Origin of the sequence: Micromonospora sp. ATCC 39149 (assembly GCF_000158815.1) — a bacterium.
In the GTDB taxonomy this organism is placed as follows: Bacteria; Actinomycetota; Actinomycetes; order Mycobacteriales; family Micromonosporaceae; genus Micromonospora.
On the sequence record NZ_GG657738.1, the window covers coordinates 5,546,930 to 5,558,868 of the forward strand.

Genomic DNA, 11,939 nt, shown 5'->3' on the forward strand with positions numbered 1-11,939 from the left:
CACTACACTAGCCCAGGCCGCGCGCCCGCACCCGCCCGGCGCGCCCGCGCGGAACGCCACCGCGACGCCGGCCACCGCCCGCCGTGTCGACGTCCGCCGCTGTTACCGTGCTCGCTGCCACCGACCCCGAGGAGAGACGCTGTGATCCCCATTTCCGTCGTGAAACTCGACGAGGAGGCCGAACAGCTGGCGGTGGAGGTGATCCGCTCCGGCGTGCTGGCGCAGGGTCCGATGGTGGCCCGGCTGGAACGCGAGTTCGCCGACCTGGTCGGGGTGGAGCACGCGGTTGCGGTCAACAACGGCACGACCGCGCTGGTCGCCGCCCTGGAGGTGCTCGACCTGCGGCCCGGCGACGAGGTCGTCACGAGCCCGTTCACGTTCGTCGCCACCCTCAACGCGATCCTCGAGGCCGGCGCCACCGCCCGGTTCGCCGACATCCGCGAAGACGACTTCTGCCTGGACCCGGCGGCCCTCGCCACCGCGATCGGCCCGCGCACGAGGGTCGTCGTGCCGGTGCACCTGTACGGGCAGCCAGCGGACATGGGCGCGATCGTGCCCCTGGTCGAGCGGCACGGCCTGGGCCTGGTCGAGGACACCGCGCAGTCGCTCGGCGCGACGGTCGACGGGCGGGGGGCCGGCAGCTTCGGCCTGGGCACCTTCTCCCTGTACGCCACGAAGAACCTCACCACCGGTGAGGGTGGGATGATCACCACCAACGACGCCATCCTCGCCGACCGGCTCCGGGTGCTGCGCAACCAGGGCATGCGCCAGCGCTACCAGTACGAGGTCGCCGGCCACAACTACCGGCTCACCGACCTGCAGGCCGCCCTCGGCATCCCGCAGCTCGCCGGTTACGCCGGCAACGTCAAGCGCCGCAGGGACAACGCGGCCCGGCTCTCCGCCGGCCTGGCGGACGTCCCGGGGCTGCGCCTGCCGGCCGAGCTGCCGGGCCGCTCGCACGTCTGGCACCAGTACACCGTCCTGGTCACCGACGCCGCCCCGGCCGGCCGGGACGAGGTGGTCGCCCGCCTGGGCGAGCAGGGCGTGGGCTGCGGCGTCTACTACCCGAAGGCGGTCTACGACTACGACTGCTACCGGGAGCACCCCCGGGTGGTCACCGATCCCGCCCCGGTCACCGACCGGGTGGCCCGGCAGTGCCTCTCCCTGCCGGTGCACCACCACCTTGCCGACGGTGACGTGGACCGGGTGGTCGAGGCCGTGCGCAAGGCGGTGGGCGCGTGACCGCGCCGGTGCGTTTCGCCCTCGTCGGCACGGGCGTGATGGGTTCCCTGCACGCCCGGGTCATCGCCCAGTCCGACCGGGCCCGGCTGGTGCGGGTCGTCGAGCCCCGCGAGGCCGCCGGCCGGGAGGTCGCCGACCGGTACGGCGCGCAGTGGGTGCCCGACGCTTCGGACCTGTCCGGCGTCGACGCGGTGGTGCTCGCCGCCCCCACCGAGTTCCACTACGACCTCGCCGGCCACGTGCTCGCCGCGGACAAGCCGCTGCTGATCGAGAAGCCGGTCTGCGGCAGCCTCGGCGAGACCGAGGACGTCGTGGCCACCGCCGAGAAGCGCGGGGTCCCCCTGCTGTGCGGGCTGCTGGAGCGGTTCAACCCGGCGGTGCTCACCGCGCTCGCCCTGGTCGACAACCCGGTGCACCTCACCGTCACCCGGCACTCCCCGTACGCGCCGCGTATCCGCACCGGCGTGGCCTGGGACCTGCTGATCCACGACGTCGATTTGGCCATCCAGGCGTTCGGCGGCCAGGAGCCGACCAACGTACGCGGTGTGCTGGGTCACTTCCACCCGGGCTCGCTCCCCGGCGCGGAGGACGTCGCCGAGGCCCTGCTGACCTTCGGCGACGCGGCGCTGGCCAACGTCTCGGCGAGCCGGATCGGCCAGCGTAAGGTGCGGACGCTAATCATCAGCGAGGTGGACCGGCTCATCGAGGCGGACCTGATCCGCCGGGACGTCACCATCTACCGGCACGTGTCGCTGGACGCCGCGACGCCGGACGGGCGTGGCTACCGGCAGCAGAGCATCATGGAGGTGCCGGAGTTGCTCTCCAACCGGGAGCCGCTGGCCGCCCAGCTCGATCACTTCCTGGACATCCTCGCCGGCACCGCCGACGCCGAAGCGGAACGGCGGCGGATCCTTCCGGCGCACCGGGCCGTCGGCCAGCTCTTCGCCGACCATGCCTGAGGCCTCCGGGCGGGACCGGCGGCACCGTGTCGCCAGACCGGCCGGCGGGCGCGTTCGGGTAGGCTGCCCACCGTGCGCCCGGCCGCCCGCCGCCCGCCGACGGTGAGCCCCGGCAGCCCGCCTTCCCACTCGACAAAGATCAAGGAATCCCCTGTGCCGAACGTCGCAGACGACGCCCTGGCAGTGGAGGACCAGCGCGTGCCGGAGGACCTGCCCCGCGCGCCGGACGACCAGCCCGAGACGCCGCAGGACCAGCCCGGCACGGGCGAGGAGCGGCCCGAGCAGGCCGCGGACAGGCCCGGGAGGCCGCAGGACCAGCCCGGTGCGACCGAGGACCGGGATGCGCCGCCGGGCCGGTCCGACGCCCCGGCCGGGCCCGCCCGGGTCCCCTTCACCCGGCGGTTGGGTGCCGTCGTCGGGGCCCTCCCGCGCCGGGATCACCGACGCCGCCGTGCTGGCCTTCGCGCTGTTCACGGTGATCTACCACGCGGCGTTCCTGGTCGAGCTGCGGCCCTCGGTGATCTTCCGGATTTGGCTCTACTGCTGCGCCGCGCTCGCCGTCCTCGCCCTCGTTCTCGGGGTGGTCCGCGCCGTACGGCGGCGGCGTGCGCCGGCTCCGCCGCCCGCCGTGGCCGACGCCGAGCCCCCGGGGACGCGGCGCTGGTGGTGGCTCGCCGTCGGCCTGGTCACCGGCGCGCTCGGCATCGGCGCCGCCGTCACCGCCGGGGTGGCCGGGCTCGTGTCGTGGTGGGTGCCGACCGGCCTCGGGCTCGCCGCCTCTGTCGGCGCGGCGCTGCTGGCCCGACGGGCGTGGCTGGCCCGGAGCGATCCGCAGGAGCCGATCGCCACGGGCTGGCAGGCGCTGTTCGTGCTGCTCGTGTCGGCCGGGGTCGCGGTCTCCTCGCTCTACATGGCCCGCAACAGCAAGGACGACGTGTTCTACGTCGGCAAGTCGGTGTGGGTGGCCGAGCGGGACATCGTCCCGTTGCGGGACTTCCTGTTCACCGAGAACGTGGCTGCCCCGCTGAGCACGCAGCCGCCGACCGCCTCGATCGAGGTTTTCGCCGGCGCGCTCGCCCGGTTCCTGGGTATGCACGCGGCGGACGCCACCTGGTTCGTGCTGCTGCCGGCGCTGGCCGTGCTCGCGGTGCTGGCCCTGTGGCGGCTGGTGCACCGCTGGGCGCCCCGCCGTCCGGTGCTGGCGTTCATCGTGGCCATCGCGTACCTCTACCTGGTGGTCGGCTCGGACGCCGCGCTCGGCACCTTCCACCTGCCCCGGCTCTACGAGGGCAAGGGCATGTTCGTCTCGGCGGTGATCCCGCTCATGTGGGTCTACCTGACCGACTGGTTCGAGTCCCGGTCGACGTGGAAGCTGTTCCTGGTCGCCGCGCTCTCCGTGGTGGCGACCGGGCTGTCCACGACGTCCGCGATCATCCTGCCGCTGCTGGTCGGCGCGGCCGGCCTGGCGATGCTGCTGGTGGGCCGCTGGGGGGCCGCGCTGAGCGCGGGGGTCGCCGCGCTGGCCTATCCGGTCGGCGCGGTGCTGGTGTCCCGGCTGGCGCTCGGGCCGGTCGCCAGCGCCGGGGGCGAGACCCAGTTCTTCGACGCCGAGGGCACCTACCGCCGCACGCTGCTCGTCGGCGTGCTCGGCGTCATCGGCGGCCTCGCCCTGTGGTTGTCGCCCCTGCTCGTCCGGGGACGGACCCCCCGGCTGCTCGCGGCCGGGGCTGCCCTGACCATGAGCGTGCTGTTCGTGCCGGGCGTGCTGGAGGCGCTCGCCGAGGCCAGCGGCGTCTCGGCGGTGCTGTGGCGGGTGCCCTGGATCCTCGCCCTGCCCGGCCTGATCGGCATCCTCTGCACCGTCGGGCTGCCCCGGCTGAAGTGGTCGTCCCGGCTGGTCGGTCTCGTCGTCGCCAGCGCGCTGATCTTCTGCTTCGCGACGTTCGGCGTGCCGATGTGGCACAAGGACAGCTTCGTCGAGGTGGCGTCGCGCCCGCTGTGGAAGCTGCCGCAGCAGCGGCTGGAGATCGTCCGGTGGATCGACGGGCTGCCCCGGGAGCCCGGCCTGCTGCTCGCCCCGTCGACGCTGATGCGGGTCGCGCCCGTCGTGAGCAGCCGGCTGCGGGTCGTCATGCCCCGCGACGGCTACCTCGTCGAGTACGACCAGAACTCCGACTTCGTCCGCGACCGGCAGCGACTGGCCGCGTTCGCCGACGGCACGGCGATCGCCTCAGACGCGGAGGTGAAGGCGTCCATCGAGCGGCTGAACGTGACGACCATCTGCGTCTACTGGGTCAACCTGCAGGCCAGGGACACCCTCAAGCGACTCGGCTACGAGATGTACGCCCGCAGGTTCGCCCCCGGTGCCGTCCGCTGCTTCCGGCAGCCCTGAGCAGGCGCGAGGCGAACCGTCCGACCGCGCCCGTCGGGTGCGGCCGGGGGCTGATCGGGTAGCAACGGGACGAAGCCCGTAATACCCGAATATGGCTCGCCGTTCGCCTCGCGTTAAGGTCTGGGGGCGAGTGGGACCAGGACGACGTACGGGGGGTCCCCGCCGCTAGCCGCACTGAACGTGGAGGCCGGTCCCGGACAGGGCCCGGCCCCGTCGCCGATGTCGTTGGGGGAGAGTAACCGTTGTTCGGCAAGTTGATGGGACCGGCGGGCGTGGCCGCTCGCGGAGCCGTGCTGCTGCTCTTCTACCTGATCGCGCTCGCTGCGGGAGCTCTCGGCGCGGTCTGGGTGTTCGCGGTGAGCGGGGTCGCCGCGATCGTCGGTGAGTTCGCCCTCGCCCGCTGGTCGGCGCCGACCATGACGCTGCTGGAGAAGGTCGGCCTCGGCCATGGCTACCGCCAGCTCACCCGCGACCTCTCGGCCGTCCTGCTCGTGGTCGCGGCGATTCGGCCCAGCCCGGTCGAGCTGACCGCGATCCTGCTGCTGCCGGCCGCGACCTGGGTGATCGCGGTCTTCGCCGGGGCGCTGAACCGAATGATCGACCGGCGCAACCCGCTCACCGCGCTGGTGCGCAACATCGACCTCGGCCCCATGCGCTCGGCACCACGCCCGCCCGAGTGGGCGGCCGGGGTCGCCGGTGAGCGGCTCGCCATGGCCAACGTGGTGCTGGTCCCGGCGGCGGTGCTCACGGTGCTGTGGGACGACGCCGCGCCGATGCTGGCCGGCGGTGCCGCCACCGTGCTCGCCGCGGCCGTGGCCGGCGGCATCGTCGCGTTGACCTGGCTGCGGGGCCGGGGCACCGGCAAGAGCCCGGTGCTGCCGGCGGTGCAGCGCTGGCTGGACTCCTACCGGCCCGAGGTCGCCCTCTATTTCGCCGGGCCGGCGAAGGACGTCTACCAGGCCAACATGTGGCTGGCCCCGACCGAGGCCCTCCAGCGGCGGGCCGTGGTGCTGACGCGCAGCCGGGAGGCGTTCAACGAACTGGCCGACACCCGGCTGCCGGTGATCTGCGTGCCGGCCGGTGTGGACTTCATGAACCTGGAGTTCGGCAGCGTGCGTGCCGCCCTGTACGCGGCGAACGTCGGCGCGAACATCCACATGCTCCGCGAGCCGGGCATGAAGCACGTCTTCGTCGGGCACGGCGACAGCGACAAACAGGCAAGCGTCAACCCGTACAGCAAGGTGTACGACGAGGTGTGGGTGGCCGGCCTCGCCGGCCGGGAGCGGTACGCCCGGGCCGGCGTCGGCGTGCTGGACGCCGACATCGTCGAAATCGGACGGCCGCAACTCGCCGGGGTGCACACGTTCGGCTCGGGGTCGCCGGACCGGCCCTTCACCGTGCTCTACGCGCCGACGTGGGAGGGGTGGCTCGACGACGACCCGTACCACACGTCGCTGGTGCTGATGGGAGAGCGGATTGTCCGGGGCCTGCTCGCCACCCGCCCGTCGCTGCGGCTGATCTACAAGCCGCACCCGTTGACCGGCACCCGTTCGAAGGAGGCGAAGGCGGTCCACGAGCGGGTGGTGGGGCTGATCGGCGCAGCCGGTGGCGACGTCGACGCCACCTCCCTCGACGGCCCCCGCCACCGGGTCGTCACCGGGCGGGTCCCGGCCCTGTTCGACTGCTTCAACCAGACCGATCTGCTGATCAGCGACATCTCCAGCGTGGTCTCCGACTTCGTGCAGAGCCAGCGGCCGTACGTGGTGGCGAACCCGAGCGGGCTGCCCGAGGACGAATTCCGCCGGAACTTCCCCACCTCGCGGGGGGCGTACCTGCTGTCGAAGGACTGTGGGGAGCTGGAAAAGATCGTCGCCGTCACCCGGGCGGGCGACGACCCGATGACCGAGGCGCGTCGGGAGCTGAAGGTCTACCTCCTCGGCCCGGACGAGCCGAACCCGATGGAGCGGTTCCGGCAGGAGATCGGCCGCCTCTGCGGCTGATCCGGCGACGCTGGGAAAAAGGGGGGCGGCGGGAGCCGTCCCCCTTTCCTGTACCGAAGATCAGCCACGGCGGGGTGGGTTGGCCAGGTCGCGGGAGACGACCTGCCCCTTCTCGTCCACCCACCCCTTTGGCCGGGCCGGGTTGCCGGCGACCAGTTGGTACGGCGCGACGTCCCGGGTGACCACCGAACCTGCGGCGACCATCGCGTACTCGCCGACCTCGATTCCGCAGACGAGGGTGGCGTTCGCCCCGATCGACGCGCCCCGGCGGACCAGGGTCGGGGTGATGGTCCAGTCCGGGTTCTGCGCCCGGGGGCGGAAGTCGTTGGTGAAGACGGCGCACGGGCCGACGAAGACCTCGTCCTCGATGGTCACGCCCTGGTACACCGAGACGTTGTTCTGGATCTTCACGAGGTCGCCAACGGTGACACCGGCGTCGACGTACACGTTGCGACCGATCACGCAGCCGGCGCCGACCCGGGCGCTGGACCGGATGTGGGCCAGGTGCCAGACCTTGGTGCCGTCGCCAACGCGGGCGCCCTCCTCCACATCGGCGCTCGGGTGGACGAAGACCGCGCTGGGCTGTTCGGTGGTGTCAGTCATCCTTCAACTCGCATCGCTCGGGGCGCCGTGCGCCGGCGGGTGTACGCGGCGGTGAGACGGCGGGTGCTCGCCACCGCCCGCGCGGGGATCGGACTGCCGCGCCCGGCGGTGAGCCCGGGCGGCCCAGCCGGGGGCGCCGGCCGGGTGAGCATAGCGAGCCCTCAGCCCAGCAGGTGCGCGACCGCGTCGGCGGGCGGGGTGTCGGCCGGCAGGGCGTGGGCCTCGATCACGGCGGCCACTGGCAGCGTCCCGTACAGGTGGGGGAAGAGTTCGCCGCCTCGGGACGGCTCCCAGCGCAGCTCCGGGCCGAGCGCCTCGGGGTCGACGGCGAGCAGGGTCAGCCCGGTGGCGCCGGCGAAGTGCCGCCGGGCGGTCTCGACCAGTTGGCCGGCGGCGGAGAGGTGGATGAATCCGTCCTGGCGGTCCACCGCCGAGCCGGCGAAGTGCCCCGCCTCGCGGGCGGCGTCCCACTCCGTACTTGTCAGCAGTTTGTAGATCACTGCGGCAGCCTACGGCGGCGGTCGTCCCGCGGACCGGAACCGGCGCGGTCGCCGGGCGTGCCCCCAACGGGCATGCGGGGAGTAGTGACCGGGCGGCCCTCCCGCCCGGCCGGCACTTCTGCGACCATTCCACGGTCGAGAACGAGGAAGCGGGGAGGCGGGTTGCGTATCCTGCTGGTCGAGGACGACCGTCGGGTGGCCGCCGCCCTGTCGTCCGCCCTGACCCGCCGCGGCTACGAGGTGGAGCACGCCGCCACCGTCGCGGCGGCGCTGCGCGCCGCGCCCTGCGACCTGGTGCTGCTCGACCTGACCCTGCCCGACGGCGACGGCACCGACCTCTGCCGCGCCCTGCGCCGGCGCAGCGCCCAGCTCGGCATCATCGCCGTCACCGCCCGTGGCGAGGAACGCGACCGCGTCCTGGGCCTGCGGCTGGGCGCCGACGACTACGTGGTGAAGCCCTTTTCGATGGTCGAGCTCCAGGCGCGGATCGAGGCGGTGCTACGCCGCGCGGCCCACGCCGCGCCGGAGCGGGACGTGATCGAGGCGGGCCCGGTCCGCATCGACGTCGCCGCGCGGACCGTCACGGTCCACGCCCGGGAGGTCACCCTGACCCGCAAGGAGTTCGACATCCTGCTGTCGCTGGCCCGGCAGGTCGGGGTGGCGGTGTCCCGCGACCGGATCCTGTTGGACGTCTGGGGCACCACCTGGGCCGACCGGCACACCGTGGAGGTGCACGTCGGGTCGCTGCGCGGCAAGCTGGGCGACCCCCGGCTGGTGGAGACCGTCCGCGGGGTCGGCTACCGGCTGCGCGGGGAGTGAGGGAGCCCGGTGCGTCGTCGGCTGGTCATCAGCTACCTGCTGCTGATGGTGCTCGTGCTCATCGCCCTGGAGACCCCGCTCGCGGCGACCCTGGCCACCCGGGAGACCGACCTGGTGCGCGCCGACCGGCTCGCCGACGCCACCCGGTTCGCCTCGCTCGCCGGGCCGGCGCTGCGCGGTGGCGTCCCGGGGCCTATCGACGGCGAGCTGAGCAGCTACGACGAGCTGTACGGCATCGGCGCGGCGGTGGTCGACCGCGATCGCCGCACGGTGGTGGCGTCGCGTAGCTGGGCGTCCGGGCCGGGCACCGAGTCGGCGCTGGACAACGCGCTGTCCGGGCAGCAGTTCAGCGCCCCGGGCTCGGTGTGGCCCTGGGCCGACGGGCCCGTCGTGGTGGCGGTGCCGATCAACGACGGCGGCGAGGTGCTCGGGGCGGTCGTCATCACCACCCCGGCCGCCGGGGTCCGGCGGACCGTCACCGCGTGGTGGCTGCTGCTCGCGGCGATCGGCATCGTCGCCGTGCTGGCCTGTGTGCTGACCGCGTTCGGGTTGGCCGGGTGGGTGCTGCGCCCGGTCACCGAGCTGGACGCCGTCACCCTCGAGATCGCCGAGGGGGACCGGGGTGCCCGGGTGCAGCACCGGCTGGGCCCGCCGGAGCTGCGCCGCCTGGCGGCGAGCTTCAACAACATGGCCGACGTGGTGTCGGACGTGATGGACCGGCAGCGGGCCTTCGTCGCGCACGCCAGCCACCAGCTGCGCAACCCGCTGACCGCGCTGCGGCTGCGGGTGGAGGAGCTGGGGCCGAGCCTGACCGATCCGCAGGGGCTGGCCGAGCACCGGCTCGCGCTGGAGGAGACCGACCGGCTGGCGCTGGTGCTGGACGCCCTGCTCACCCTGGCCCGCGCCGAGCGTGAGGAGAACCAGCGGGTCACCGTTAACGCGGCGGCGGTGGCCGCGTCCCGCGTCGCCGCCTGGCAGCCGCTGGCCCGGCACCGGTCGGTCACCCTCCGCCTGGCTCCCGCCGACGGCCCGGCGTACGCCCGGACCGTGCCGACCGCGATCGACCAGGCACTGGACGCGTTGATCGACAACGCGGTGAAGTTCAGTGGCGCCGGCGGCGAGGTGACGGTGAGCGTCCGGCACGCCGACGGCGGGATCGCCCTGGAGGTGCGGGACACCGGCCCGGGCATGACCCCCGACCAGATCGACCGGGCCACCGAGCGCTTCTGGCGGGCCCCCGAGGTGCAGAACGTAGACGGGGCCGGGCTCGGGCTGACCATCGTCGCGGTCCTCGTCGACGCCTCCGACGGGCGGCTCACCATGCGGCCGGGGGAGCCACACGGGCTGGTGGCCGGGCTGTGGTTCCCGGCCCCGGGCCCAGCGGACGCCGCCGGGGGGACGCCCCCGGCCTCGGCCCCTACCCGAGCGCTGCCCCCGACCCGGGTCGCGGGCTGACGGGTCAGGGCTTGGCCGACCGGTACCAGTCGGCAGCGCCCGGGTGCAGCGGCAACGGGGTGGTGGCGATCGCCGACCGGGTACTCATCCGGCCGGCCGCCGGATGGGCCGCCGCCAGCTCCGCCCGGCGCTCCATCAACAGCCGGGTCACCTCGCGGACCAGCGGCTCCGGCAGGTCGGCCCGGACGACCAGGTAGTTCGGGTTCGCCACTGTCGTGACCGGCTCGACCCCGTACACGGAGCGGGGGATGTCCCGGGACACGTACACCTCGCGGTAGCTGCGCCGTAGCGGCTCGGTCCACTCGCCCAGGTCGACGATCCGCACGGCGCTGCCGGAGGCCAACTCCTCGACGCCGCGCACCGGCAGCCCGCCGGAGAAGAAGAACGCGTCGATGCGGCCGGCGCGCAGCGCGGCGACCGAGTCGTCGAGGCCGAGGCGTTCCCGGTGCACGGCGGTGCCGCCGAGGTGGGCGACCTCCAGCAGCCGGGTGGCGGTGATCTCCGTGCCGGAGCCGGGCGCGCCGACGGAAACCCGCCGGCCCCGTAGGTCGGCCACCGAACGGACGGGGCCGCCGGCCGTGGTGACCAGGTGCAGCAGGTCGTCGTAGACCCGGGCCACCGCCAGGACGCCCTGGTGCTCCTTCAGGCCGGTGGGCAGCACGTCGGCCTGGGTGAAGCCCAGCTCGGCCTGGCCCGTGCCCACCAGCCGCATGTTCTCCGCCGAGGCGGCGGTGACCACCACGCTGGCCCGCACCCTGGGCAGCTCACGGTTGAGGATGTCGGCCAGCGACCGACCGAACGCGTGGTAGACGGCGGTGGGGCTGCCGGTGGCGATCCGGATCAGCGCCGGCTCGCCCGGCGACTCCCGGCATCCGGCGAGCCCGGGTGCCGCCGCGACCAGCACCAGTAGCAGCACCGCCACACCGGCGGCGCGCGGGGGCACAGTCCAGCTACGGCTCACCCGGGCACTCTGCGCCGTGCACCACCGCCCGCGCAAGCCCGCCAGCCACCGCCCGCGCGGGCCCGTGTGTCGCCGCCCGCGCGAGCCCCGTCAGCCGACGGCGGCCACCCCCGGCCCGGTCGCCGGGTCCAGGGTGACGCTGTGCAGGATCCGGTCCCGATCCGGGCCGTCGGCCACGCTCACCACGAAGCAGCCCGCGCCGGGTCGCAGCAGGGCGGGCACCTCCAGCAGCACGGCTCCCCGGACCAGCACGGCGGCCAACTCCCGGTCGGTCAGCCGGATGCCGAGGATGTGCCGGCGCACGTGCCGGCCGCCGGCCAGCAGCGCCGCCCGCCATGCCGCGGCGGCCAGCCGTGGCCGCCACGCCCGGCGCGGCGCCGACGCCCCCGAGGCGGGTCCGCCGATCAGCTCCCGGCGGCCCTGCCGCCAGCCGATGTCGACCAGCGTCGCGTACGTCGCCCGGTGCTCGCGGGGCACCTGGAGGCGGTGCAGCTCATAGCGGCGGCGCAGGCCGCCGGTGGTCACCTCGTGCCGGACCGGGATCTCCAGCCGGGCGAGGAGCTGGCGCATCCGGTGCGCCGCTTCCTCACGGTTGAACTCGGCGGCGGGGCCGGCGTGGGCCGGGGCCGGCGGGCGGCGGCCGGCCCGGGCGGGGCCGGCCGCCGCGGACACGCAACGCACCAGGCAGGCCACCTCGAACGCGTCGGCGAGGGTCAGCCAGTCCAGCGGGGGCGGTGTCGTGGGAAGGCGAGGCCGGTCGAGCAGCGTGGGTTCGAGGGGCACCAGAGCCTCCTTGTCGGCATCGGGTTCCCCTTACCGTGGCCCGCCGGGCGGCCCGGTGGTACCCGTGGCCGCCAGGCTTGAGGAAATCTTGCGACAGTTCAGGCCGTCACAGCCGCGTCACCACGACGTCGACGGCCCGGGGCCGGCCGGCCGACACCGGCTGCTCCAACACGGTGTACTTCAGGTCCCGCAGGGCGGTCACCAGTCCGTCGGCGGTGCGCGGAC

10 protein-coding genes are annotated in these 11,939 nt (G+C 74.2%); 6 read left to right on the top strand and 4 right to left on the bottom strand.

The genetic code is table 11. The annotated features are described in order from the left end of the window. Window positions 1–141 precede the first annotated feature (141 nt). The 4 genes from MCAG_RS24360 to MCAG_RS24375 all read left to right on the top strand — a co-directional run bounded on the left by MCAG_RS24360 (window position 142) and on the right by MCAG_RS24375 (window position 6,593). Complete coding sequence (locus MCAG_RS24360) at window positions 142–1,242, top strand: DegT/DnrJ/EryC1/StrS aminotransferase family protein (RefSeq protein ID WP_036375051.1); 1,101 nt, start codon at window positions 142–144, stop codon at window positions 1,240–1,242. Beyond that, entirely contained in the window at window positions 1,239–2,201 is a 963-nt protein-coding gene (locus tag MCAG_RS24365) for a Gfo/Idh/MocA family protein (RefSeq protein ID WP_007075619.1), read from the top strand. Before MCAG_RS24360 ends, MCAG_RS24365 begins: the two co-directional genes overlap by 4 nt. Window positions 2,202–2,607: 406 nt before the next feature. Beyond that, window positions 2,608–4,593, top strand: coding sequence for a DUF6077 domain-containing protein (locus tag MCAG_RS24370; RefSeq protein ID WP_157548200.1), 1,986 nt, complete (start codon window positions 2,608–2,610; stop codon window positions 4,591–4,593). Window positions 4,594–4,835: 242 nt separating this feature from the next. Beyond that, window positions 4,836–6,593: a CDP-glycerol glycerophosphotransferase family protein gene (locus MCAG_RS24375; RefSeq protein ID WP_007075621.1), complete on the top strand. Its 1,758-nt coding sequence runs from the start codon at window positions 4,836–4,838 to the stop codon at window positions 6,591–6,593. Between the two features lie 60 nt (window positions 6,594–6,653). Here MCAG_RS24375 and MCAG_RS24380 read toward each other — a convergent pair whose 3' ends face one another. Both MCAG_RS24380 and MCAG_RS24385 read right to left on the bottom strand, forming a co-directional pair. After that, entirely contained in the window at window positions 6,654–7,196 is a 543-nt protein-coding gene (locus MCAG_RS24380) for an acyltransferase (RefSeq protein WP_007075622.1), read from the bottom strand. Window positions 7,197–7,357: 161 nt separating this feature from the next. Beyond that, entirely contained in the window at window positions 7,358–7,696 is a 339-nt protein-coding gene (locus MCAG_RS24385; RefSeq protein ID WP_007075623.1) for a DUF952 domain-containing protein, read from the bottom strand. A 162-nt stretch (window positions 7,697–7,858) separates the two neighbouring features. Between MCAG_RS24385 and MCAG_RS24390 the strand changes: the two genes are divergently transcribed. Both MCAG_RS24390 and MCAG_RS24395 read left to right on the top strand, forming a co-directional pair. Further along, window positions 7,859–8,515: a response regulator transcription factor gene (locus MCAG_RS24390; protein WP_007075624.1), complete on the top strand. Its 657-nt coding sequence runs from the start codon at window positions 7,859–7,861 to the stop codon at window positions 8,513–8,515. A 9-nt stretch (window positions 8,516–8,524) separates the two neighbouring features. Next, window positions 8,525–9,970: a HAMP domain-containing sensor histidine kinase gene (locus MCAG_RS24395; protein WP_036375054.1), complete on the top strand. Its 1,446-nt coding sequence runs from the start codon at window positions 8,525–8,527 to the stop codon at window positions 9,968–9,970. Window positions 9,971–9,974: 4 nt separating this feature from the next. On the opposite strand, the gene MCAG_RS24400 is transcribed toward MCAG_RS24395, so the two are convergent. Further along, window positions 9,975–10,931 carry a TAXI family TRAP transporter solute-binding subunit gene (locus tag MCAG_RS24400; RefSeq protein WP_007075626.1) on the bottom strand — a complete coding sequence of 319 codons (957 nt, stop codon included), beginning with the start codon at window positions 10,929–10,931 and terminating at the stop codon, window positions 9,975–9,977. Between the two features lie 90 nt (window positions 10,932–11,021). Beyond that, window positions 11,022–11,714 carry a hypothetical protein gene (locus MCAG_RS24405; protein WP_007075627.1) on the bottom strand — a complete coding sequence of 231 codons (693 nt, stop codon included), beginning with the start codon at window positions 11,712–11,714 and terminating at the stop codon, window positions 11,022–11,024. Between the last annotated feature and the right edge of the window lie 225 nt (window positions 11,715–11,939).